Below are 26043 nucleotides of genomic sequence, written 5' to 3'. Positions count from 1 at the left end.
TTGCCTTGCAAAACCGATTTCTGCGGGAAAGCTCATCGCCCCAGAGATTGCCTCGGTGGCGCAGGGGCGTCAAGCGGCACGCCCCGTGTGTCCAGATAGTCGCGTATCGCCTCGATGACCCAGTCCGGATCGTCCAGAGGCAGGTCGTGGCCGGCATCCGGGTGCAGGCGCAGGGTCCACTGCCAGCGCTCGGCCAGCCGTTCGCTGCAACACCAGTCCACGATCCGGTCCCCTTTGCTGGCCAGCACCAGGGCATCCGGCAGCGGCCTCTCGTCAGCTGGCCGGAACCGGGCCGCGGCCCAAAGTTGGCGAACGGCATTGCGGGGACTGACGGGACGCTGGGTCTGGATACTGTACCAGCGCTGGACGGTGGCGGGATTAAGCTGACGATTGGAACTCAGGGCCAGAATCTGGGCTTCGCGCTCACGCAGATCCCGTACGGTCAGCAGGCGCATCAGCGTCGGCCAGGTCTTGGGTCGCAACCGGTGCCAGGGCCGGTTGAAGCCGCTGCTGGTGTTGATCAGCACGAGATGCTGGATGTCTCCGGGGTGGGCATGCTGGGCCCAGTCGAGCGCCACCATCCCGCCCATCGACAGGGCAATCAGCCCCAACGGGTACGGGATATGCTGACACTGGCGCTGGACGGCCTCTCGGATGGCGGGAATATCCGCAGGGCTCGGCTCACGGAAATGGGTACCGGTTCCCGACAAATCGACAGGATGGAAGTCGTGCCCGGGGAAGGTATCGCGCAGACGCTGGGGCAAGACACCCCAGTGCGCCTGCTCACGTGTCAGGCCACGCAACAGAATCCAATGCATACAAACGCCTCAGCCCGATTCACGGTACCAATGCATGATGGCCGCTTCCCTGAGCATGGGCTCCTGCTCGGACCCTGGCAACCAGTTTTTGTGGTTCGCGGTCGCCCGCATCAGGAAATCGAGAAAGTTGAGGTGGGACCGCAATACCCGTTGATGACGGTGCGGCACCATGGGGTTGAACAGCCCCTCCAGGCGCAACAGTTGGCGCGGGCGCTTGCGAATCCAGCGCCAGGACCCCAATTCCAGCGTCAGCGGAATAAACCCGCCGGACTCCTTCCGGTTCACCTGCTTATAGAAGTAGTCCCAGAGATCGCCATGGGTCAGGTAGTGCTTCGACTGCGGCTCGAAGACGTAGGTGTGATTGGGATAGGCCTGCTCCCACAGCAGTTTCAAAGCCATCACCGACGCGATCTTGCGCATGGGACGACGCCGATAGGCGTAGGGGAACCAGATCTGGTCCTGCCAGCCGAATCCGGAGTGGCAGTCCAGCGCCAGGCTGAACGGCCGGCCGGGCAGCAGATCCTGGATCACACGCTCGAGCGCCAGGTTCTCCGCTTCCATGCCCTTTTCCGGCGTCCCGGTGTACCAGGGCAGGCGGCGCGAGAGTCGCTGACCGCCGAGCAGAAACGTGCTGGCGCCCTGCGCTTCGATCGGCGCGTTGCGCATCAAATCCACGCCATTGGGGTTGCTGCGCTGGTTCAGGAACATGCCGCCGGGGTTGAGGATGGGCAACAGGGTGATGCGGATACGGGACAACAGATCCTGCAGTTCCTGATCCCAGCGTAGCCGGTTGAGCAGGCTCTGCAGCCAGGCGATGGTGACCTGGGCGCCGATCCGCTCCAGACCATGAACACCGCCTACCAGCAACAACGCCGGGGCCTCGGTCGATTTGGCGCCGATATCAATACGGTAGATCGGCAGCGTGAGGGATTTGAGCGTGATCCGTTCGACAACGCTTGCCTCCACCTCCACCGGCGCTTCCGCCAGCATACGCTCTAGCCCGACCAGCTCGGGCAGGTAATCCCGAAGCAGCCGACGCTGGCGACGATCGCGGGTGGATTGTTCCAGGGGAATGGCGACGTGGGGCGTGAGGTCCCGCAGCTCCGTCATGGCGGACTCCCGGTCAGTAAACGACGGCCCGATTATCAACCAGCCATGCTACAGCCCGATGACAACGCTCCAAAGCGGCTCGCAACTGTAGTCATCGTTTACTAACTTCGCCTATCATGGCCGTTCAGGGACTGACCAGGACGCCTTCCGGGCAACGGCACACGCCAACTGACCGCTCTCACCGGGAACCGAAGGACATTGAAGCTTAAAACCCGTTTTCTACTGCTGGCCTCCTTACTGGTCGTCGCCTCTTCGCTGGCCTCCTGGGTCGTCTTCCAGCGTATTGCGGAAGGCATTATCGAGCGCTGGGGCGCCAATATCGCCGACATCCAGGTACGGTACGACAGCGCCCGCCTGTTGCAGAACATCGAGCGCGAAGTCGGCCTGGCACACCAGATGACGGATTCCGACATCATCCAGAAATGGGCCCGGCACCCCCAGGACGACGGGCTCAAGGCCGCCGCCATTGCCGAAATGGAACGTTTCCGCCATAACTTCGCCGGTCACAACTACTTCCTGGCGTTTAAGGATGACGGCGCTTATTACTACAACAACGCCGCCAATGAATTCGCCGGTAAGCAACTGCGCTATCACCTGGACCCGAATAAGCCCGCGGACATCTGGTTTTACCAGTTGATCGAGCAGCGCCGGGATTTCCACCTCAACGTCAACCCGGACGAGGCGCTTGGCGTCACCAAGCTCTGGATCGATGTCCTGTTGAAAGTTGATGGCCAAATTGTCGGCGTGGCCGGGACCGGCATGGACCTGGAACCTTTCCTGCAGCAAATCGTGGATCTGGAGCAGCCCGGCATCAACACGCTGTTCGTGGATGCCAATGGCGCCATTCAGCTTTATCGCGACCGCGAGTACATCGACTACGCCAGTTTCGTCAAACCCGAAGGCCAGAAGAAGACCGTCGACCTCCTGCTGGACCGCCCTGTTGATCGGGACTGGTTCCACCGCACCATGACGGCTCTGCGGGAAGAGTCGGATCAGGGCTACCGGGTGGCCACCGGTTTTGTGAATGTTGATGGCAAGCGGCACCTGGCAGGCATCACCTACCTGCCGTCCATCGGTTGGTATGAAATCACCCTGCTGGACTTGAACCTGCTGCTGCCGCTCGCCACCTTTGCGCCCCTGATTGGCGTCTTTGCGGTGGCCCTCCTGCTGACGCTGGTGGCTTTCAACCTGGCTATTCGCCGTCAGATCATCAATCCGATCATCTCGCTTGAAGCCGCCATGGAGCGGGTTCGCCAGGGTGACCTGTCACCTCGCAAGCCATCGCCTCGTTCGGATGAAATGGGTCGACTGGAGCAGCATTTCGACGTCATGGCCTCCAGCATTCGTGAGCATACCCGCCAGCTCGAGGAGACCGTTCGCGAGCGCACCGACGCCCTGAACCGTCTGGCCCGCAAAGATCACCTGACGGAGCTGCTCAACCGACGCGGCATGAACGAATTGCTCGCCGAGGAGTTCCAGCGTTTTCGACGCGAGCATCGGACATTCGGCATCGTCTGGCTGGACATCGACAACTTCAAGGACATCAACGACACCCTGGGGCATGCCGTTGGTGATGGCGTCCTGCGGCAGATCGCCGCCAGCCTGCGCACCTGTATTCGGCCTTACGATCACGCCGCTCGCTGGGGCGGTGATGAATTCCTGGTGCTGCTCGCCCCCTGTGATGGCGACCATCTGCAGGGCATCGGCGAACGCATCCGGCGCACGGTAGAAAGCGCTGCCGAAACGCCGGCCATCACCGTCAGTATCGGCGGCGCCCTGGCGGTCCCGGATGACACGATCGAGAATATCCTGCAGCGCGCAGACGACGCCCTCTACCAGGCCAAGGACAACGGACGCAATCAATTCTACATCGCCGAAGGCGGCCAGCTGACCCGCATCAGCTAGCGTCAACCGGGCCTCGTCGCTAGGCTGTCATCTTGCCGTCATCCTGGCAATGGGGCAGGATGAATCCTACCGATCCACCGACAGGTAGACCACCATGCTGATTCGCCCGGCCACGATCCAGGATGCCCCGGACATTGCCCGTCTCGCCACGGCCCTGGGGTATGCGTCATCTACGGAAGACATCGTCAGCCGGCTCGACGGCCTGCTGGGACAACCGGATCGGTTTGTTGCGGTCGCTGATGGTAAGGGTGAAGGGCTTCTGGGTTGGATTGCGGCCGAACGGCGCCTGCTACTGGAGTCCGGCGAGAAGGCGGAAATCGTCGGCCTGATCGTGGGCACCGACAGCCACCGCAAAGGTGTGGGGTCGGCCCTGGTAACCGCCGTCGAGGACTGGGCGCGCGCCCGGGGTCTCGGCAAGATCGTGGTGCGCTCCAACGAAGCGCGCCTGGCATCACACCCCTTTTACGAGCATCAGGGCTTCAACCTGACCAAGACCCAGCACGTCTATCTCAAGCCTCTGACCTGAAATCCATTAAGACTTCCCTCGACTCGCAAAAGGAACTGACGACCGATGGAAACAGCCAACCTTGCCCAATCCACTATCGGCCTGCCTTATCCTCCCCATAATAGCGAGGTGCCCCTCGAAACCGCGCTGGCGTCCCGCAGCAGCTGTCGCCAATTTGCGCGGCGCTTTCTTTCCATCGACAGCCTGTCGCAACTGCTCTGGGCCGGGCAGGGGTACGACCCGGAAACCCATCGGCGCACCGCGCCTTCCGCCAAGCAGGCCTATCCGCTGCAACTGCAGGTCATTACCGGCGAGGTGGGTGAACTGGTGCCGGACGTCTATCGCTATGACCCGCTTCACCATCAATTGCACGCCACGGGGATCGGCGATGTCCGAGCCACCCTGCAAAGCCTCGCGATCGAGGATCAGCCCTGGCTCGCCCAGGCGCCGCTGGTGCTGGCGATCAGCGCCAACCTGTCGATGATGACCCACCTGTTTGGCGAGCAGCCACCACAGGGCGAGCGGGGCATCCGCTACGCGTACATCGAGACGGGCGCGGTCGCCGAAAACCTGCAATTACAGGCAACCGCCCTGGAGTTAGGGTCGGTGATTGTCGGCGCATTCAACGATCGGGGTGTTGGTCAGGCACTGGACCTGGAGGCGGGCTTTGCGCCGACGGCGCTGGTCTGTGTGGGCCACCCCGCCCACTGAGACGGGAGCGGGACCCAGGCTAACGGCACAGGGCCGAGGATTTGCGGAAAACAGCGATTCACGCTGCCTTTCGGAAATCCTCGGACCGGACGGCCTTGTCGCGCTTGCGGTTGTAACGGGTTTTGTCCTTGACCACCTGCATGCGATACAGCGGTGAACGCAGGTCGCGTTCGACCTGGCTGTGTTGGGTGGGTGTGCGTTTTTTGCGGGCCATAAGCGGGCTCCTCTTTTGGTTGAGCCTGCATCATAGACCTGCTCCGACTGCCCTGCCAGATATCCGTTGAAAATACTTATGCCTCACAATCAGCCGCACTGAGGACCTAAACTCTGGTGGCTGATGTATGCCTTGGCTTTTGATCTTCAATAAAGCGCTATGCCAACACGATTCCAATTCGACCGTCGTGATGGCATTCAATACACCACTTGGACTCCTTGCTGATCATCCAGGTATCAAAGTCCTGATCCAGCAGCCGCAGGGAAACGGCTTCCACATCACCCAAGGACATCAATACAGCCGGCCGATCCGCATTGCTCCAGATCACCGTAACCGGCCCATCTTCCAGGCCAGCAGCGTTGATAAGTTGCTTTACAAGTTCGGGGCGCTGCTCCTCTGAGCCCCAGTGATACTGGACTTTTCGGGCGGCCAACGCCCAATCGATGCCGCCCCAATGGTTCACAGGGAAGTGGTCGCAGACCCACTCCCAGGATGTGTCGGCCAGCTCCAACTGAAACTCAATCCCCTGGGCATCCAAATCCGTCGTCAAATCTGCAATCAGCGCTGCGCGGGAGCGAGCTTCAGCAGCGGCTTTCAGCTTTTCTCGCTTCTTTTCCAGCTCAGCGCGACGTTCGGCATCCATACATTGAAGCCTCGAAAGTAAGACCTAGCATTCCTTTGTCACTGAGTCAGCTGGATGCCATAAAAGGACTGATATCCGGCGGTTTTTGGGTGTGAAAATAAATCTGAACTAACCCCGGTTTTTCCTTCTCGCGATATGAAGGGCAAAAAATGAATCTGCCCTGTTTTCTCCTGCCTCTGATTATTCGTCATCTCTAATAGCAACAACCAGATTTTCCATACTATCCATTGCGTTAGAAAAAGCGGATGCAATATCTGCAATCGCACATCTCAGCATAGCTATGGAGTTTAAACACTTCTGCCTATCTCCTTCACGGTTGGCTTGAGCCAACTCCTTTAGAATTTCAGGCACATTTTTAACTACACCATCGACATTTAATCTTCTTCCACATATATCAATAACTTCTTCAATACTGCTGAAATCTTCTTCAACTTCCTCACGCAAACTATCATCGATGGAGAAATTTTCAGCCACGGCAACCAGCTCACGCAACAAATCTGAATAAAATAACCTATCCATATACACCTACTTCAATATCTCTCTGATGGATCGCCCCGCTGCTGCTGCAGTTTTGGCTTCGTTTAAGGACCCATCAAGATTTAAAACTTTTAAAAAGCGACCATTTTTATCGAAAACTTCTAGATGATCTTTATGTAAACCGTCTAGATAGTAATGGTCACCTTTCCTCAGAGACCCAGCATTCTTTTTCACCTTGTAGATAGCTTGGTTATCATAAAACCTTCCTGTCTTTCTAGACAACGATTTTATGCCGGCCCCAAAGGCTGTCTTGAAAAACTCAGACATATTATCAACTGAGGGCACACAACTGGCGTTATGAACAAGGAATCCAGGCTCACCGATATAATATGTATGCGTATTAGCAACTGAAAAATTATAAACAGTCGAATGACCTTCTTGCACACTTACTTCAGAAAGAGAAACCCGGCCATGTAATGTGGTCAACCAATCTGTAACAAGCAGATCCTCGGCATTTACCCATTCACCATCAACATAGAACGGGTGTTCTTGAGTAGCTTGTAAAATTGTGCCATCAGTTACTTCAACATTTATAATTTGATAGTCACCCTCATGCTCAATCAGATGGACAACTTCCTGAAAAACTTGTTCATCAGTAGTTTCATTGTACGATAAAACGAAATCACCAATCTCTATTGCCTCAATCGGCTTAAGGCCCTCACTCGTATGCACCAACGTGCCCGCAACAAAACTGTTCTGCATACAGGGAATCACTAGATCCTTGCCAGTTTTATTTTTATATTTCTTGAGAATCTTAGCTGCGACACCAGTAGGGAGGCGGCTCAGTAGAATACTTGTGGCGAACTGCCTTGCAGAAAACTCTTCTTCGCCAGTTGCTATAAGAAAAACATCATATGCAGAGCTAGCTATATTGGCTGTTGTCAGAATACCGTTGATTGTTGATGCAACGCTAAAGGATCCAAGACTGAATTTTCCTGTAGGATCAATTCGATTTACTGGATCTACATTACCGTAAAGATACTTATGCAAGGAAACGGGCTCAGAATTGCGCCCCACCCACGTATCCATCTGCGTAAACCGCCCCACGCCCTGGTCGTAGTACCGCGCCCGCAGGTAGTACTGCTCCAGCCCCGCATCCCGCTGTTCACCGGTGTACCGATAGCCGTTCTCAGTGTCGCCGGTGCTGGCCAGCTCAACGCCGAAGGCGTCGTAGTGATAGGTGTCGGTGACAGTGCTGCTCTCGTCCGCCAGGGCTCGGGTGGAGCCATGGCCGTCGTAGAGGTAGTACGTTGTTCCGCCAGAGCGCTCCTGGGCCAGCAGGTCGTCGCCGTAGGTATAGCTGACGTCGGTGGTGCCGTTGCTTACTTCCGCCAGTACCTGGGCATAATCCCGGTTGCTGTCCACCACAAACTGGATGGTAGCGCCATTTTCGGTCTTGCGGGTACGGATGCCATCGGCGTTATAGCCGTAGCTGGCGGTGTAGCCCGGCCGGGTCGTTTCGACCAGTTTGTTGCGACCGTCATAGCGGTAACGGGTGACCTGACTGTCTTCCGTTTCGGTCAGGGTGTTGCCGTTGGCATCGTAGCTGTAGCTCACCCCACCCTGCCGGGTCAGGCGGTCATTGGCATCATAGGTATAGGCGGTGTGGACACCGTCGATGATGCTGTAGGTCCGGTTGCCCACCTTGTCATACTGGTACTCGGCGCTGTAGTCACCGTTGACCGGATCCGTGATCGTCTCACCGGTCAGACGGTAGAGTTCGTCATAGGCGTACGTCGTGCTGCGGCCATTGTGGCGCTCCTGCATGCCGATGCGACGACCGGTCGGGTCCAGCTCGTAGCGGTAGTCGGCCACGACCGCACCGCTGCCATTTGTCGTTGTCAGGGCTACCAGCCGGTTGAGGACGTCGTAGTCGTACGCGGTACGGTTACCATTCGGGTAGCTGATGCTGGCCCGGTTGCCCACGTTGTCGTAGCGGTAGACGGTGTCGCCCAGGCCCGCATCGACCGTCGCCAGCCGGTTGAGGGCATCGAACGTGTAGCGGGTGCTGCGGGTCTGGTCGGCGGTAACGACGTCCAGTTGTACGCGGTTCCCTGCCTCGTCGTAGCCGTAGGAGAGGACGGATCCATCGGGCTGAATCTCTTTGGTCAGCCGATTCATTGCATCGTACTGATACGTCGTCGTGCCTTCCGGCGTCGTCGCTGAGACGCGATTGCCTGCGGCGTCGTAACTGAAGGTTTCCACCGTGCCGTCGCCGTAGGTGACGCGGACCAGCCGATCATTCAGATCGTACTGGTAGGTGCTGGTCTGGCCGTTGAAGTCGGTGTGGCTCAGACGGTTGCCCGCCGCGTCGTAGCTGAAACTCTCGGTCTGCCCCATGGGCAGGGTGCGGCTCAGTACCCGGCCCTGGTTGTCATAGGTCCAGCGGGTGGTGCGGCCTTCGGCGTCGGTCTGGGTCAGCTTGTTGCCGGCGGCGTCGTAGCTGAAGGTGGTGGTGCCGTCGAGGGCATCAGTCACCTTGACCAAACGGCCGAGGGCGTCGTATTCGTAACCGGTGACACGGCCATTCTGGTCGGTGCGGGAGGTGCGCCGGCCCAGGGCGTCGTAGTCCTCAGTGACCTTGCTGCCATCGTGGTAGACGGTCTCGGTCCGCTGATCCAGCGCGTTATACGTATACCGGGTCGTGTGACCGTTGGCGTCGGTTTCACTGATGAGGTTGCCGTCGGCGTCGTAGTCGAAACTGTGGCGATTGCCCAGCGCGTCGATGACAGCCGTGCGGCGGCCGGCGGCGTCGTATTCATAACGGGGCACGTTGCCGTTGGCGTCGGTTTCGCTCGTCACGCGCCCGGCGGCATCGTAAGCGGTACTGGTGTGGCTGCCATCCGCGAAGTCGGTACGGATCACCCGGTTCAGGGCATCGTAGGTGTAGCGGGTGATGCGACCCAGTCGGTCCGTCTCAGTGGCAACGTTGCCTTCGGCATCGTAGGACTTGTAGGCGACGGTGCCGTCCGGGTAGCGCGTCTCGGTGACCCGGCCAAAGGCGTCGAACACGTATTCGGTACGGCGACCCAGGGCATCGACTGTGGCGGTCTGGTTGCCGGCGACATCGTACTCGGAGTAAACCGTTGAGCCATCCGGGTAGTGGGTCTCGGTCACCCGGTTGTTGGCGTCGTAGACGTAGCTCGTGGTTTCCGCAACGGGGCTACCGCTAACCTCACGCTCGCGGGTTTCGGTCAGCACATTGCCGTTGGCGTCATAGGTATACCGGGTCGTCTCGCCAAGCGGGTTGGTCTCGGTCAGCTTGTTGCCATCACCATCGTAGGTGTAGGTGGTGGCGTTACCCCCGGCATCGATGCTCTTCGACACCTGGCCGTCGGCGTTGATGTTGTTGCCGGCGGTCTTGCCGTCAGGATCGGTGACACTCAGCAGGTTCCCCACGCTGTCGTAGGTGTTCTTGTACTGATTGCCCCGGGCATCCGTGATCGTTAGCTCCTGACCCCGGCTGTTGTAGGTGTAAGCCACGGTATTGCCCAGGCCATCGGTCTGGGTGAGCTGGTTGTTGCGATCATCGAAGGTCGCCGACGTGGTGTGGCCCAGCGGGTCGAGCTGGCTGAGCTGGTTACCGTGCGCGTCGTAGGTGTACTGCCAGGTCTGGCCGGCGGCGTCCACCTTGGTGGTGACGTTGCCCCGGTCATCGTAATAGTAAAGGGTCGTGTTGCCTCTACGGTCAGTGACTACGGACTGGCGGCCTTCGATGTCGTGGTTGAACTCGGTTCGGTTGCCCTCGTTATCTTCCTGGGCCACCAATCGGCCGCTGTCGTCGTAGATATTCCGAACCAGACGGCGTCCCAGCGGATCGATGATTTCCAGCAGGCCGTGGCTGCGGTTGTAGGTGTACTCGGTGGTGTTCGCCATGGCGTCGGCGCTGGCCACCAGGTCACCCTCCGGGGTGTACTGGTAATTCAGGACATCGCCATTGGGTGTGGTGATCGAGCGAATGCGGCCGTCACTGTCCCGGTTGAAGGTGATGGCCTTGCCGCTTGAGTGGAAGATGCCGTCGTTGGTGTAGCGCAGGGTGTGCCCGTTCGGGTCCACCACGGTCTCGATACCGAAATCCTGGTTCAGGTTATAGACATAACCCGCGGCCGTGGTGAGCCGATAGCGGCTTGGATCGACCGCACGCCCAAAGGTGCCCTTCTCCAGCAGGATGCCATTCTCATAGCGGGCCGAACTCTCGTTCAGCGCCACCAGTTCCGACTGGGTATTGCCGACTGGTGTGAATACCAGGTCGACGTCCTTGATAACCTGGTAGGTGTTGCAGCGCGGCGAGGCGCCGACTTCAAACCGTTCCACATCGCCAGAGGGCAGGGTCACGGTCACAACCGGCGCACCCAGGGGCTCGACACAGAAATCGACAATCAGGTTCATTGGCCCCCGTTTGTACTGGTTGATGGTCCAGTAACTGCCCGGAACCCGAGACTCCTCTACCTTGACGTCCTGATAACCGATACTCCAGCCATGGCCAAAGTCCAGGTCTTCGAATCGGCGGCGACTGTCGTAGGTGCGGGTCACCCGGATCGGCAGGCCTGCCATCGGGATGTTCAGGTCCTCAAGGGTGATGCTGAAGTTGCCGACCTTGAGATCGCCCTCCACCTGCAGCGACAGCATGTCGGAAGCGGATTGACCGTTGACGTCCAGGGCAATGACGGCCACATCCCATTGACCATTGGTCAGCAGGCTAGGATCGAAAAGTGCCACTGGCGCCGACGTCTGGTTGGTGTCGCCTTCGGCGATGACCTGCCAGTTGTCATCCCCGGACGGCGCGATGAGGACCTGGTAGGCGACAAGATTGTCGTCCGTAATGGTGCCAATGATATCCGTCGGCGCGGTCACGATGGTGCCGCTTTCCGGTCCTTCCAGGGTCACGACCGGCGCGACAGTATCGCTGTCATCCTCAATCGTGACAAAGGCTTGCCGGGTCACGGTACTCTCGCTGTCGCTGACCGTGGCCGTGATGGTATGACGGCCAGAACCTTCTGCAGTCCAGTAGGTCCGCCCGTACGGATTCACCGGGAGCGGTTGGCCATCCACATCGACATCAACGGTGAAGTCGCCGCGACCGCCTTCGGTAAAGACGTCGACGACCACAGTATCGCCCGCGTTGACGCTATCCGGAGTGACCAGCACCGTCGCATCCAGCGGCAAGGCTTCTTCCTGTACCCGGATGCTGGTGCTCTGGAGCGTCCGGCCCTTGCCATCATCAGCAAAGTAAACGACATCGTGCAGGCCGATCTGGTCCTGCGTCGGTGTCCAGGTCACCTGGCCTTCGGCACTGACGGTCAGTCCATCCGGCTGTGTCATCGCGCCATAGGTCAGGGCATCACCGTCAGCATCTGTGGCGACCAGTTGGTACAGATACATCTCACCAGCGACGGCTTCAAACGTTGGTCGGCTGGTAATTTCCGGGTAGTTGTTGCTGCTGACGTCGACCGCATCCAGCACAAAGCTTTGGGTCACATAGGCCTTGCCATCGGACACGCGGATTCTGACGTCATGGGCGCCGATCTGGTCAGCAGCAGGCGTCCATTGCAATGCGCCCTCGCCTGACAGGGTCATGCCCGCCGGTGCCGTGTCGAGGGCATAACTGAGGCTGTCACCATCTTCATCACGGGCGATCACATCGTAGTGATAGATCTCACCGACAATGGCGGGCGATGTCGGCAGGCTTGTGATTTCCGGGATCTCGTTGGCCGCAACCGGGGCATTGACGCCAATGCTATAGCTCTGGGTCGAAGCAGCACCACGAGTGTCGGTGACGCGTACGACCACGTCATGGACCTGCCCTGCCTGACTGCTCGCCGGCGTCCAGCTGATCTGGCTACCCTCCAGAACCATCCCGTTGGGGGCCTGATCGAGCGAGAAGCTGAAGCCGTCACCATCGCTATCCGATGCCGTGATCGGGTACGTGTACAGACTGTCCGCCAGCGCCTGGGTTTCCGGGGTACTGGTTATCAGCGGGGGGTGATTCGCGCTTTCGTTGACCGGCAGCGTGAGCTTCTGGCTCGCCAGACCGCCGCGTCCATCATCCACCTGAATCTCGACAATGGCGGTGTCGCCGACGCTTTCGGCGGGCGCCAGCCAGGAGAATAATCCGGACTCCGAGAGCGTCATACCCGCTTCCGACTGTGTCAGCGAGAAGGTCAACGCGTCACCGTCCGGATCGTTGGCCGTCACTTGATAGTCAAACCGCTGGCCGGCATAGACTGCACCCTGCGGCGAACTGGTAATGGTTGGCGGCTGATTGTCTTCGTTCGGGTCCGCAACCTCGATCAGGAAATACTGCTTGGTCGAGGCCCCTCTGGTATCCAGGGCGGTCACTTCCGCAGAGAAAACGCCGACGATATCCGTACCCGGTGTCCAACGGATGATGCCGCTGACGCCATCAATGGTCATTCCCGGCTGTGAACGGCTCAGAAGATAAACCACCTCGTCCCCGTCGGGGTCACTGGCCTGAGCCGTATAGCTGAACGATTCGCCGGACTGGATCGCCCCTGGCGGTTCAGAGTCAAACACCGGTGCCAGATTGTCCGGCGGCGTTATGGTGACCACATGGGTTTGCTCAGCCACGGCACCTAACAAGTCGGTCGCCCGCACATTGAGGCTATAGATGCCCTCGGGCAGACCTTCGGCCTTCAACTGACCCGTGCGTTCGTTGAGCTCAAAACCGTCAGGCGCATCCGTCAGCTCAAACCGGTGTGCATCACCCTTGTCCGGGTCACTGACCTCAAAGTCGAAGGTATAGACCTCACCCACGACGTCGGTGCTGGACGTCGGGCTGGTAAACACGGGCAGGTCATTGTCATCGGCGATTGAGACCGCAAATTTCTGGCGATCAAACAGACCGGCTTCGTCGTAAACACGGGTGTCCACGATGGCCGCCCGGGTTTCGTTGTTATCGGTCGCGCATTCGACCAGGTCTTCGCTCCCGGCAACAGTCGCCTTGAGCGCCTGGATAATCGTTGCATCATCGACCACGAGCGATGCCTGGGTGCTCTCACCCGGCTGCAGGCCGTCGACGGTAACGGTGCCTAGCGTCTCTTCACCCGTCCAGAAATGGTCATGGCTGAACGTAACGCTCAACGGACCGTCGACCGGCGCAAGCCCCCGGTTCAGAACAGTGACACGGGCGGTACTGGTCGCCTGATCGTAGGTGATGCCGGACACGGTGATATCCGGCAACGACAGCGCATCCCGGTCGGGGAAGGTATTCAGACGGAATGAGTTATGGGTCAGCCAGCTTGGCGTCGGGCTGGCCGGCACCGTCAGGTCATCATTGATGTTATTGATGTTGTAGGCGTGCTGGTTCCAGATGCTTCGGGTTGGGGCCCAGGAGCCTGTCTCCGACTCCAATACTCGTAATCCGTAGGCCAGATCAGGATTTGAACTTGAGGATCCAACAATAATCTCGGCCTGCCGGTCATTATCAACATCGGCAATCACTGGATACTCAAGTGTAGTGCCGGAACGATTGTCTAGCTCGACTCTAATTTCACCGGTTGAACCATCATAAATGCGAAGATAATACTCATCTCCATATACGACCTCTATTCGGCCGTCCGCCTCAAAGTCGAATAACGAAGATCCTGTTCGGTGTGAAGAGCTATCTCGAGTCGGTGAACGCCACTTAACGCTGCCGTCTGTTTCAAACACGACGTAGTAACGTGCACCGGCAATACCAACTTCAACCTCACCGTCTCCATCAAAGTCTCCAACTGTGGGGGCTCCGCCAAAACCGCCACCGGGAATCGATTTCGGCCCCCAGATCACTTGTCCGTCATGAGATGTCAGAGTGACATATCCACCGCCCACGATTACGATTTCTGCATAATCGTCTTGGTTGAAATTACCTACAGCCGTGAAACCGTCAGATGGCACAGCATCGGCAAAGCTGAGCAGATCACCAGTTGCGGAGTATATCGCGCGCCCGGCAATAACTTCCTGAGCACCATCCAAATTAACATCGGCTGCCGTTGGAACAAGACCATACGAGCGATCCCCGCCATAATCTTTGCTGCCAGACCAGAGCAATTGCCCGTCTGCATTAAATACGTTCCGCCCCATAACAATTTCAGCGCTTCCATCACCATCCAGATCAGCAATTGTTACAGCATCTCGCGTGCCCGAGCTGTCTGTGAAACGCGGTAAACCGGTGGCAAAGCGATTTTCTAGCCGTCCTTCGTGATTGAGGATCAGAAGCTCAGTGCGATCAAAGGAGGGGACAACAATTTCAGGAAAACCATCGCCATCCAGATCTGCGACAGCGACACTACCAACCCCAGTGACGTTTAGATCATCTCTGCGCCATTTAACTTCGCCCGTCGCACCATCAAGCACAACAACAAAAACGTCTCTGGCATTGCCGTTTTCGTTTCCTATAGCAACAATATCGGTAAAGTCTTTGAAATCTACGACACCATCACCGTTATCGTCTGTAAGCTGAGCAGCCATTGTCGGACCATAAATGCGGGCCCGATTGTCGTACCATTGCCACTTAACGATTGGATCAAGTTGGCCATCTAGGACTTTTGGTTCCCCGACACAGAACAAATTTTCATTTGTCCTGTTATCCACCCACCGACTGTCGGCATCCCAGGATATAAGACCAGTATCACCGGTGATTCCCATTCCTTCCGGCGCATGCTCAAGCCCATAGGCAAGAACATCCCCCTCATTGGGGTCTATGGCATCAACATCGTACTGGTAACCGGAAACTTCGCTGCCAGCCACGACCGGCGGGGTAACAATCTGCGGTGGCAGGTTTTCGTGGATGACGAGCGTGAACGTTTGCTCGGACGTGCCACCCCGGAGATCCGTCACCAGCACGGTGACATCGTATTCACCGGGTGCCAGCGCGCCCGGTGCGGAGGTGAAGCGACCGGTGCGCTCATCCAGATACAGGCCTTCGGGCCCGGACACGAGGGTGAACGTGTGGGCATCACCAACGTCGGTGTCGGAAACCTCAACCTGATAGTCGAATGACTGACCGCCTTCCAGCACCGTTTGCGGCTCGCTGTCGATTGAGGGCGCCGCATTCACGTCCTCGACGTTGAGCGCGTAGATCTGGGCATCCGACAGGCCATCAGGATCCGTGACATGGAGTTTGACCAGCGCAGCCCGCGTCGCGTTATTGCCAATCTCGCATTCTTCAATGCCATCCGCAGACTCCAGGGCAACACTGATGTCGTCGGTCAGGTCACTCTCGGCGACCCTGATCGCAGGGTATTCATCGGAACCACTGGACAGTCCATCCACACCGGCCTTACCAAGCAACTTGCCCTCTTCAGGGCTGCCGGCATAAAAAGCAACCTCCAGCGGCGCCGTCACATTCGCCAGACCGCGGTTGGTCAATTGCACGCTCAGTTGTTGGGAGCCATCTGGACTATCCTGGATCAGGACGTGGCCCAGGCGGACATCCGGATTACCCAGGTGATCAAGCGCAACTGGCAGGTAGGCCATGACCAGACTGGTCGTCGCCAGCTTGGTGGTAAACAGGCCGCTGTTGGTGTCCCAGGTCCCGTTTGCCTGCTGGGCATCAAGCAGGTATTCGATGTTGGCGGTAATGGCGGCATCGGTGATTTCCGGATCCTGGTAATCCAGGGCCAGGCCAACCCAGGCCGATGTCAACGGATCACTGGCGTCGCCTGTTGCGTTGCGAGACCAACCACCATCAGCCCGCTGTCGGCTGCGAAGTTGCGTATCCAGCAGCTCGATCGCGTCGGCGACACGAAGCCGCATGGCATCGGTTGCTATAAACGGTTCAATTTCTGCCAGACCGACTAATCTGAACACACGGCGGAGGCTGTCGTTCTCATTCGTTGTGATGCCGGCCAACAAGTGTTCGGCGATGGACGGCATCAACATGCGATAAAAATCGGATAGCTCCTGCTGCTTTGCCGTCAGCGACGTCAGCTTCTCCAGATCGGAGAGATAGTCTGACGCCGATTGGGCCACCAGGGCAGTCATGGCCAGCGAGGTCCGGAGCCAGCCGCTGTTGTGGTCTGTGGTCCAATAGGCGCGTTTGCCGTCAATGACGACGCGATTACTGAAAAACTCCAAGCCTTTTTCGCGAACAGCAAAGGTCCGGTCACGATCCGGGACCGCATTGAGCGCCCATAGAGCAAATGCAGTCTGGTTCTTGGCATAGTTGGGGTGAGACCGCCGGATCGCTCCATCGGACAACTGACTCCCAAGAATTTCGGTCAGCAGATATTCAGCAGCCTCTTCATCAACATCGGCTTTTTCCTTGGACGACTCCATCCCGAGAAGTGACTGCGTCTGGATGTGACAGCCCAAACAACGATTCTGCTTGTGCCATGCCAAAGCCTGTGGCGCAACGTAATCACTTGCGTCGGAAATCGCGGTTCTAACCCGATAGAAAAGCGGTGCAATATAGGCCGCGCCTGAAGTCTCATCACCGTCCTCGTATTCCTTGACCGAGCCGGTCGGCACGACATAGCACTGCTTGTTGAACGTCGGGACGGATTGGGTAAATTCCGGGCTCGCAAACCACCTGATTTCGCCGGTCTGCGCATCAAGGCTCATGGCATCCGGACCCCGATCAAGACCAAAGGTCAACACATCCTCGTTGGGATCGGATGCCGTCACAAGGTAGGAATAGGTATCTCGCTCTGGTGTTTCAGTTTGCGGTGGGCTGGTAATTTCCGGCGGCAGGTTAGGTTGAATAACTGTGATCGTGATGGTTGCTGTCGCAAAGAGCTCACCGTCAGTCACCTGATAAGCCAGTGACTCCTGCCCCTCAAACTGTGGGAAGGGCTTGTACTCCAGGTTCGGCGCCGTGCCAGTGAATACGCCGTGCGCGGGCTGATCTACCAGCGAGTACTGGATGTCCTCACTGTCAATGTCATGGCCAACGAGTGTGATGGCGACGGTATCGCCGCCTTCGGTTTCGGCAAAAATATCCTCGGCCGTCGGCGGATCGTTGACCGGTGTAACAGAGAGTTCGTAATCAGCCGGCAGAGAGTCCAGTTCACCGTCATTGGCCACATATTTCAGACGATCCTTACCCGCATAGTTGACGTCGGGCACGTAGACAAAACCATCGCCGGACTGAACCACGGTGCCATGCTCAGGCGCAGTGACAACCGAAAACGCGAGGGGCGACTTTTCAATATCACGGCCGGAGAAGTGCAGCGGAATACGAGTATCTTCTGGCCCGGTGGCCGCACCTGGATCGGCGACCGGCGCATCATTAACGGGCAAAACATCGATGGAGACCGTTGCAACCCCGGAAAGCTGTTCACCATCATGCACGCGGAACGTCAGTGAATCGTCACCTGCGTAGTTCAGGCCAGGTGAGTAGGTAATGTGGCCGTCTGACTGATCAATCTCACCGTGTTGCGGTGGGGTCAGAATCTCATAATGCAGCGTGTTACCGTCTTCGTCCTCTGCCTGCAGATCAAATTCAACGTCGGTGTCTTCATCCGTGGTGACCTGGCTATCAAGCGATTCGGGACGGTGGTTGTAACAGCGGGTGTAGCGCTCAAACTCAAAGCTGACGTAGCCGTGTCCGTTGAGCTTGTAATCCTGAATGCGAATAACCGCAAAACGGGCAACGCTGTAGTTCAGGCCAGCTCCCTGCCCTGCATGGTCCCCCCAAACCGGAACGATAATATTGCGCCCCAACAGGGCATCCATGTTGTTACGAATGGCCTTGGCATTTTTTACGCCGGGTGCGCCTTGGACAGCATCACCAATGTTGAGTTGATTATCGAAGTCATTCGCGGGATGCCGGTAACTGCGGCTGGTTCCTGGGGGAATCAGCGCCGAGGCGAGAGTCGGCGTGTCATTTTTCCCCTGCCAGGAGAGCCAGCTGTAGTTGCCAGGGCCAGTTCCAAGTTCGATGCCCCGAAAAATTTGGCCGGGTGCGGCATTGACGAGTAGGGATTGGGAAACGGTTAACGGATAGAGTGAGCAAAAATCCGGACCAATCGTAATATCGTCCGTTTCGCTGAAAGTCTCGGCTTGAACCAGTGGAGCAAAGACAAAACTCAGGGCAGCCAAAAGCCCTACGACCCTATTCATCGCAACATCCCTATCCAAATATGCCCAGCTCCGGCTCGGCACAGTTCCAAATTGTGAGATGAGTATAGGGAGAGCTTTTCTGTTTCTCTATGCGAAAATTAACAAATATTCATTTTTTTACAAAAGATCACAACAGTTGATTTTGCAACCTATACGTCGTTATCCGCCTATCGGTGACACCCCAATCAACACCCGATGCAACCAGACCAAAAACAGCAGATAGACCACCAGCCCGGCGCCGATGGCGACCCAGTCATTTTTCGGACGATAGGGTAACTCCGGCGTGGCTCTCGGAACCCGGCGTTTCAGGGAAATACGGTCGACCACCGCCCAGGCCAGGAAGGCGCCGAAAACGAGGACGTCAGCCAGCATGCCGTTGGCCAGCAGGTGGGCGACGGCCCAGAGCTTGATGGCCACCAGCATCGGATGCTTGACGGTGTGCTGGATACGCCCCGGCAGGTACGCGGCAAAAAGCAGCGGAAAGACCGGCAGCAGGAGTACCATGGCCAGGTGACGCGTCCAGGTCGGCGGTGTGTAGAGTACGACCGGTTCCTGGCGCGCCAGACCGTAGCCCCAGATCACCAGAATCAGCCCCACCAGCGACACCAGCGAATAGAGCCCCTTGTAAGGGCCTTCGCCGAGCTTTTTCAGCGTTCGGTTGCGCCAGGGTTCGGCAAAAATCGATACGGAATGCACGCCGAGGAAAACGACGAGCCCGACAATCAGTACGCCCATGCTCACACTCCATCAGGTTACGAAAGGAGCTTAGTCGAGCGCGTTATCGGTGCAAAGAAATGGCGTTACAAATGTGGGGGACGGAGTGGCCGGCCGGATGGGGACACCATCCGGCCGAAGCGCCTTACAGTTCGGCGTTGTGGTAGACGTTCTGCACGTCGTCGAGGTCGTTGAGCATGTCGAGGAATTTCTCGAACATCTCGGCGTCCTCGCCGGTCACCGGTGTGGTGGTCTGGGGCAGGAACTGGATTTCATCCGCGTCGAAGTCGATCTCACCAAAAGCCTCGATCAGGGCCTGACGGGCCTTGGCGTATTCGGTATTGGGCGCAAACACGGTGATTTTGCCGTCTTCGGACTCGATATCGGTGACGTCCACGTCCGCTTCCATCAGCGCTTCCAGCACGGCTTCTTCATCCTCACCGGCAAAGGCAAAGATGGCGCAGTGATCGAACATGTGGCTGACGCTGCCCTGGGTGCCGATCTTGCACTTGGTCTTGGTGAAGCACGCACGTACGTCGCCGAAGGTGCGGTTGGGGTTGTCGGTCAGGCAATCAACGATCACCATCGCCTGGCCCGGACCAAACCCTTCGTAACGGGCTGCCGAGTAGTCCTCGCCACCACCGCCCTTGGCCTTGTCGAGGGCCCGATCAATGACGTGGGTCGGCACCTGGTCTTTCTTGGCCCGCTCGATCAGACTGCGCAGTGACAGGTTGCCGTCCGGGTCCGGACCGCCCTGCTTGGCGCACACGTAAATCTCGCGACCGTACTTGCTGTAGACCTTGGTTTTGGCATTGGCCGTTTTGGCCATGGAATCTTTGCGGTTTTGGTAGGCTCTGCCCATACCCTGCCCCGATGTGTCTGGCGGCCCCGTGATGTTCGATGCTAACGGCGCAGTGCGTGGGGCCTGTTGTCGGAATTGCCGTTCAAAAGAGCGCCGATTTTACACGCTGAGCCGCCCGCATTCTATTTTTTGCTCAGTTGCAGTGACAGGCGCACCAGCACACCGACGACCAGCCCCCAGAAAGCGGCGCCAATGCCCCACAACGTCAACCCGGACGCGGTCACCAGGAACGTGATCAGGGCGGCCTCGCGATCGCCGGGATCGTCCAGGGCGGCATGGAGACTGTTACCGATCGTCCCCAGCAAGGCCAGCCCCGCCAGCGCCACAACGAAAGCCTGGGGAAACGCGGCAAACAGGGCCACGACCGTCGCGCCGAACAGCCCCACGATGGCGTAGACGACGCCGGCAGAGACCGCCGCCAGATAGCGTGCCGACCGCTTTTCACCCGCCTCTTCACCCATGCAGATCGCCGCAGTGATGGCGGCGAGGTTGTAGGCAAAACCGCCGAACGGCGCCAGCACCAGCGTCACCAGACCGGTGGCCGTCAGCACCGGAGACAACGGCGTCTGGTAGCCGTTGGCCCGCAGCACTGCCAGCCCCGGCACGTTCTGGGACGTCATGGTGACGATAAATAATGGAATCCCGACGCTGATCAGCACGGACAGCGAGAAGTCCGGCGTGGTCCACTGCGGCGTTGCGAGCGACAACGACAAGCCGTCCCAATGCAATTGCCCCTGCCAGCCGGCGATCAACATGCCGACGGCGAGCACCAGCAGGATGGCGTAGCGGGGCAGCACCTGCCGGCCGACCACATAGGTGACCAGCATCAGGGCCACCAGCAGGAAGTCGCCCTGCAGGGCGGCGAAGGCATCCAACCCGAACTGGAACAGGATGCCCGCCAGCATGGCCGCCGCCAGGGACTGGGGCAGGTGCTTGAGAATCCGCTCGAACCACCCGGTCCAGCCGGCAATGACCGTGAGGATGGCGGCAAAGATAAAGGCCCCGGTGGCTTCTGCCAGCGAATAGCCGGTCAGCCCCGTGGCCAGCAGCGCCGCCCCCGGCGTCGACCAGGCGGTGAGCACCGGCTCGCGGAAATAAAGCGAGAGCCCGCCACTGGTAATGCCCATACCGATCCCCAGTGCCCAGATCCAGGAACTGACCTCGGTCGGCGTCGCACCCGCCGCTTCAGCGGCCTGCAGGATAATCACCACCGAGCTGCTGAACCCCACCAGCACGGCGACAAAGCCGGCCGTCAGATGAGACAGCGAGAGATCCGAAAATAGGGACGGCCGGGACACGCTCTGTTCCTCTGCTGGATGGACAACGCGTGCGTTATAGCGCACGATTGGGGCGACAGTAGCATTTGTGCGCTATAACGCACAACCAGAACGATCGAACGCCCGAGAGAAAGGACACGCATTCATGGAGATCGCCACTCACCTGGCCACCACCCTGCGCGAACTGCGTCGGCAGCGGCAATGGAGCCTGGACCGTGCCGCCGAGGCCACCGGCGTCAGCAAAGCCATGCTTGGCCAGATCGAACGGGGCGAATCCAGCCCGACGGTCGCCACCCTCTGGAAAATCGCCACCGGCTTCAACACCGCCTTCTCCGGGCTGATCAGCCCCCTGCCCGCGCCCCTGGACGCGCCGGTGTTCGTCTCCAACGACCAGGGCGACGCCAACCTGGCCTCCGATGATCTCAGGGTCCGGGCACTGTTTCCCTTTGAAGCCCGATTCGGCTTCGAGCTGATGGAGCTGACCTTACCGCCGGGTCTTGAGCACCGGTCCGAATCCCACGAGCCCGGCGTGATCGAGCATGTGACCGTGATCGACGGTGCCATGGAGGTGCTGATCGAGGGTCGCTGGCATCCGCTGGCCAGCGGCGAAGCCAGCCGCTTTGCGGCGGATCGGCCGCATGGCTATCGCAACCCGCACGCAACCCCCGCCGTGTTCCACAACCTGATCCACTATCCCGCGGGCACCCGCTAGTGTTCCGGACCCGACAGGCTGTTAACCTAGTCGGATATCGAAACGCATAGGAATCGCATGAAAACGCCACTGGGGATCATTGAAGGTTTCTTCGGCCGGCCCTGGAGCTGGAAGGCCCGCGCCGATCTGGTCGCCCGACTGGCCCCGCACGGCTACGGCTTCTACCTCTATGCGCCCAAGGCCGATGCCTTCCTGCGGCGGCGCTGGGACGAGCTGCATCCGGTGGAGGAAGCCGATGCCCTGCGCCGGTTCGCCCGCCACTGCAAAGTCCACGGCATGCGCTTTGGTGTCGGCCTGAGCCCGTTCGAGGTGTACCGCCAATTCGACGACCGGGCCCGTCAGGCGCTGACCGAAAAGCTCGCGTTCCTCGACAGTCTGGATATCGATGATCTCGCCATCCTGTTCGACGATATGGACGGCAGCACGCCCGAACTGGCCCGCCGGCAGCTGGAGATCATCGACTGGATCCACCACCGTTCCGGTGCCGAGCGTCTGATCATCTGCCCCACCTATTATTCCGACGATCCGGTGCTGGATCGCGTGTTCGGCGAGCGCCCGGCCCGCTACCTCGAAACCCTGGGCGAAAACCTGCCGTCCACAGTGGACATCTTCTGGACCGGCGAAGAAGTCTGCGCGCGGGAAATCTCACCGGGCAACCTGGTCCAGGTGGCCGGCCTGCTGCGCCGCAAACCGTTGTTGTGGGACAACTACCCGGTCAACGACGGGCCGCGCATGTCCCAGTTCCTGCACCTGCGCGGATTCACCGGCCGCCACGCCAGCATCGGCGAGCATCTGGCCGGTCACGCGATCAACCCGGCCCTGCAACCCACCCTCAGTTGCATTCCCGCCATCACCCTGGCCGCGAGCTACCGCCAGCGGGAGAACTACCGCTACATGGCCGCCTTCCGCAAGGCCGCCCGGGAAGTGATGGGTGACGAGCTGGGTGCGTATCTGGAGCAGGACATCATGGCCTTGCAGGATGTGGGGCTGGACCGGTTGGGCGAGCGGGAAGCGCGACTCAGGCGCCATTTTGGCCAGAGCGACCATCCTGGCGCCCGGGAAATCATCCAGTGGCTGGATGGGTATTACCGGATCAGCGACGAGGCGGTTCAGACGCAGTAGAGGAAATACCGCCGTTTTGTGTAGCCGACGCTTTAGCTTCGGTGGGGCCGCAGGCCCCCTTGGCGGTATCGGCAGGCCTGCGGCCTGCTCAGAAGCTGAAGCGTCTGCTACAACTGACAGTAGTAGCGTAGGTTGGGCTGACGCAGGAAGCCCAACAATGCCTGACTGGCCCCACATTTCCGACCAATATCGCTGATCCATGCCTGTCCCGGGACAGGCGATGGTATTGGCGGTACCTTTAACCTCCGCTGTTGGGCTTCCTGCGTCAGCCCAACCTACGGGACGACACCAGAAAGCGCAGATCCCCCAATCGCCCACAAAAAAACGGGCCGCAGCCCGTTTTTCCGAAACCATGGGCCGGCGCGGCGTTACCGCGTGCCGTACACCACCATGGTCTTGCCTTTGACCTGCACCAGGCCCTGGTCTTCCAGGGTCTTGAGGACCCGGCCGACCATTTCCCGCGAGCAGCCGACGATGCGGCCGATTTCCTGGCGGGTGATCTTGATCTGCATGCCGTCCGGATGGGTCATGGCATCCGGCTCCTTGCACAGGTCCAGCAGCGTGCGCGCGACCCGGCCGGTGACGTCGAGGAACGCCAGGTCGCCCACCTTGCGGGTGGTCTGGCGCAGGCGCGTGGCCATCTGCTCGCCGATGAAATACAGCACACGCGGGTCCTGCTGGGCGATCTCGCGGAATTTGGTGTAGCTGATCTCCGCCACTTCGCACTCGGTCTTGGCCTTGACCCAGGCACTGCGCGAATCCATGTTGTCGAACAGCCCCATCTCGCCGAAGAAATCCCCGGCGTTGAGGTACGCCATGATCATCTCGCGGCCGTCGTCGTCTTCGATGATGACCGTGACGGAACCCTTGACGATGTAGAACAGCGAATCACTCTTGTCGCCGGCGTAGATAATGGTGCTTTTCGCCGGATAGCGACGACGGTGGCATTGGGACAGGAAGTAGTCGAGGTGTTTGGTCTTCTGCTCAACCGGTCTGAGAATAGTTGCCATAATGCTGTTGTGCCTCCTTAATGGCGAATCCCGGTGTTGTTGTAATAACCCAGCGTCCGTGTGGGCTGATCGTTGTTATGTTGCCCGGTGTGTCCGGATCTCCCCTGTACAGAGTCGTTGCTCTGACGATCCGGCCGGTATGCCGATAGTGGCGAGCCACTTATAACAGGAAGGCTGTAGCCCGGCAACTTGGCCCGATGGGGGCTGCCTCCCGAGTATAGAACAAATGTCCAGATTTTCCGCCACTTGCGCCCGTCATGCCCGATCGCGCGCCGGTTCCCGCGGCTGTGGTAGCATGCGCCTTTATCCACAGGAGACCGAACTATGAAAGCAACCATCGACTGGACCGGCGGTGCCAGCTTCCGCGCCACCAGTGGCACCGGTCACAGCGTCCAGCTTGACGGCCCGCCGGATCACGGTGGCGAGGACAAAGGCCCGCGCCCCATGGAAATGCTGCTGATGGGCCTGGGCGGCTGCTCTTCGTTCGACGTCATGAGCATCCTGCAGAAGTCCCGCCAGGACGTCACCGACTGCCACGCCGAGCTGTCGGCCGAACGGGCCGATGCGGTGCCGGCCGTGTTCACGCGCATCCATCTTCACTTTATCGTGACCGGCCGTAACCTGAAGGAAAATCTTGTAAAACGTGCGGTATCGCTGTCCGCCGAGAAGTACTGCTCGGCCTCCATCATGCTGGAGAAAGCTGGCGTCGAGATCACCCACGATTACGAGATCCGTGACGCGGATTAAGTGCCCTTCTCTGGGAAACAGAAGCAGAGGTACTACACTGTTTTCCTGGCCGTTTGATGACCGTTGCCGGGCAGGATCCCGGCCGGGAACGAACTGCGGGAAACCGCTACAAAAAAGGGGGCGGACGATCTATCCATCCACAGACCGGATAGGCATAATACGCCCCCTCTCCGCCGGTCTGCGCAAAAGGTGAGCAATCCTGGTCAGACACCGGTGGCGGCCTTGGCGGCACAGTTGCGCTTGTGTCCGCTGTCATTCATCTCCTTAACCGGGGGGGCTGTGATGGAAACCAAACTTGAGCTGCATGGTTTCAATAACCTGACCAAGTCTTTGAGCTTTAACATCTACGACATCTGTTACGCGCGGACCGAAGAGCAACGCAAGGCGTACATCGACTACATCGACGAGATGTACAACGCCGAACGCCTGACCCAGATCCTGTCGGATGTGGTCAAGATCATCGGCGCCAATATCCTCAACATTGCCCGCCAGGACTACGAGCCGCACGGCGCGTCAGTCACCATGCTGATCGCCGAGCACGAGCTGGGTGACGGCACGCCAACGGACAACGAGGAATCGCCGGGCCCGCTGCCGGATACCATCGTGGCGCACCTGGACAAGAGCCACGTGACCGTCCACACCTATCCGGAAAGCCACCCTTACGAGGGCATCAGCACCTTCCGCGCGGATATCGACGTGTCCACCTGCGGTCTGATCTCGCCATTGAAGGTCCTGAACTACCTGATCCACAGCTTCGACTCCGACGTGGTGACCGTGGACTATCGCGTGCGCGGCTTTACCCGTGACGTGAACGGCAAAAAGCACTACATCGACCACGACATCAACTCGATCCAGAACTACCTGACTGAAGACACGCAGAACGCCTACCAGATGATCGACGTCAACGTGTACCAGGAAAACCTGTTCCACACGAAGATGAAGCTCAAGGAGTTCAACCTGGACAACTATGTGTTCGGCGTGAACGCCAGTGACCTGGATCCCGAGGAAGCGCAATCCATCTCGGAACGCCTGCAACGGGAGATGCTGGAAATCTTCTACTCCCGCAACGTGGAGTAAGCGCCGCCACACCGGT

The 26043-nt window shown here is 59.0% G+C and carries 17 protein-coding genes; 7 read left to right on the top strand and 10 right to left on the bottom strand.

Annotated features, from left to right (window positions below):
• Positions 1-32: 32 nt before the first annotated feature.
• Positions 33-818, bottom strand: coding sequence for an alpha/beta fold hydrolase (locus tag EB809_RS12790; protein WP_123635210.1), 786 nt, complete (start codon positions 816-818; stop codon positions 33-35).
• Positions 819-827: 9 nt separating this feature from the next.
• A complete protein-coding gene (locus tag EB809_RS12785; RefSeq protein ID WP_123635209.1) occupies positions 828-1928 on the bottom strand; it encodes a M14 family zinc carboxypeptidase in 1101 nt (366 codons plus the stop codon).
• A 198-nt stretch (positions 1929-2126) separates the two neighbouring features.
• Between EB809_RS12785 and EB809_RS12780 the strand changes: the two genes are divergently transcribed.
• From EB809_RS12780 to EB809_RS12770, 3 genes are all read left to right on the top strand, one after another.
• Complete coding sequence (locus EB809_RS12780; protein WP_123635208.1) at positions 2127-3833, top strand: GGDEF domain-containing protein; 1707 nt, start codon at positions 2127-2129, stop codon at positions 3831-3833.
• Between the two features lie 94 nt (positions 3834-3927).
• Positions 3928-4359, top strand: a complete 432-nt coding sequence (locus tag EB809_RS12775; protein ID WP_123635207.1) for a GNAT family N-acetyltransferase — start codon at positions 3928-3930, stop codon at positions 4357-4359.
• A gap of 45 nt (positions 4360-4404) precedes the next feature.
• Positions 4405-5049: a SagB/ThcOx family dehydrogenase gene (locus EB809_RS12770; protein WP_123635206.1), complete on the top strand. Its 645-nt coding sequence runs from the start codon at positions 4405-4407 to the stop codon at positions 5047-5049.
• 58 nt (positions 5050-5107) lie between these two features.
• On the opposite strand, the gene EB809_RS20950 is transcribed toward EB809_RS12770, so the two are convergent.
• The 7 genes from EB809_RS20950 to EB809_RS12740 form a co-directional block, all read right to left on the bottom strand.
• Positions 5108-5263 carry a hypothetical protein gene (locus EB809_RS20950; protein WP_165495659.1) on the bottom strand — a complete coding sequence of 52 codons (156 nt, stop codon included), beginning with the start codon at positions 5261-5263 and terminating at the stop codon, positions 5108-5110.
• A gap of 157 nt (positions 5264-5420) precedes the next feature.
• Positions 5421-5906 carry a hypothetical protein gene (locus tag EB809_RS12765; protein ID WP_123635205.1) on the bottom strand — a complete coding sequence of 162 codons (486 nt, stop codon included), beginning with the start codon at positions 5904-5906 and terminating at the stop codon, positions 5421-5423.
• A gap of 180 nt (positions 5907-6086) precedes the next feature.
• Positions 6087-6425, bottom strand: coding sequence for a hypothetical protein (locus EB809_RS12760; protein ID WP_123635204.1), 339 nt, complete (start codon positions 6423-6425; stop codon positions 6087-6089).
• Positions 6426-6431: 6 nt separating this feature from the next.
• Positions 6432-18506, bottom strand: coding sequence for a putative Ig domain-containing protein (locus tag EB809_RS12755; RefSeq protein ID WP_123635203.1), 12075 nt, complete (start codon positions 18504-18506; stop codon positions 6432-6434).
• A 159-nt stretch (positions 18507-18665) separates the two neighbouring features.
• Entirely contained in the window at positions 18666-19241 is a 576-nt protein-coding gene (locus tag EB809_RS12750; RefSeq protein WP_123635202.1) for an NnrU family protein, read from the bottom strand.
• A 124-nt stretch (positions 19242-19365) separates the two neighbouring features.
• Positions 19366-20082 carry a YebC/PmpR family DNA-binding transcriptional regulator gene (locus EB809_RS12745; protein WP_123635201.1) on the bottom strand — a complete coding sequence of 239 codons (717 nt, stop codon included), beginning with the start codon at positions 20080-20082 and terminating at the stop codon, positions 19366-19368.
• Positions 20083-20204: 122 nt separating this feature from the next.
• Positions 20205-21380 (bottom strand): benzoate/H(+) symporter BenE family transporter, encoded by a 1176-nt coding sequence (locus tag EB809_RS12740; protein ID WP_123635200.1) that lies wholly within the window; start codon positions 21378-21380, stop codon positions 20205-20207.
• A 124-nt stretch (positions 21381-21504) separates the two neighbouring features.
• Between EB809_RS12740 and EB809_RS12735 the strand changes: the two genes are divergently transcribed.
• Both EB809_RS12735 and EB809_RS12730 read left to right on the top strand, forming a co-directional pair.
• Positions 21505-22071 (top strand): helix-turn-helix domain-containing protein, encoded by a 567-nt coding sequence (locus tag EB809_RS12735; protein ID WP_123635199.1) that lies wholly within the window; start codon positions 21505-21507, stop codon positions 22069-22071.
• Between the two features lie 57 nt (positions 22072-22128).
• Positions 22129-23193 (top strand): beta-N-acetylglucosaminidase domain-containing protein, encoded by a 1065-nt coding sequence (locus EB809_RS12730; protein ID WP_123635198.1) that lies wholly within the window; start codon positions 22129-22131, stop codon positions 23191-23193.
• 368 nt (positions 23194-23561) lie between these two features.
• Here EB809_RS12730 and crp read toward each other — a convergent pair whose 3' ends face one another.
• Positions 23562-24203 carry a cAMP-activated global transcriptional regulator CRP gene (gene crp, locus EB809_RS12725; RefSeq protein WP_004579976.1) on the bottom strand — a complete coding sequence of 214 codons (642 nt, stop codon included), beginning with the start codon at positions 24201-24203 and terminating at the stop codon, positions 23562-23564.
• 324 nt (positions 24204-24527) lie between these two features.
• Between crp and EB809_RS12720 the strand changes: the two genes are divergently transcribed.
• Positions 24528-24950, top strand: coding sequence for an OsmC family protein (locus tag EB809_RS12720; RefSeq protein WP_123635197.1), 423 nt, complete (start codon positions 24528-24530; stop codon positions 24948-24950).
• 282 nt (positions 24951-25232) lie between these two features.
• A complete protein-coding gene (speD, locus tag EB809_RS12715) occupies positions 25233-26027 on the top strand; it encodes an adenosylmethionine decarboxylase (RefSeq protein ID WP_123635196.1) in 795 nt (264 codons plus the stop codon).
• Positions 26028-26043 lie beyond the last annotated feature (16 nt).

Origin of the sequence: Marinobacter sp. R17 (genome assembly GCF_003789045.1) — a bacterium.
GTDB lineage: Bacteria > Pseudomonadota > Gammaproteobacteria > Pseudomonadales > Oleiphilaceae > Marinobacter_A > Marinobacter_A mangrovi.
Note: the sequence above shows the minus strand (reverse complement) of the source record. Positions and strands in the feature narration are given on the sequence as shown.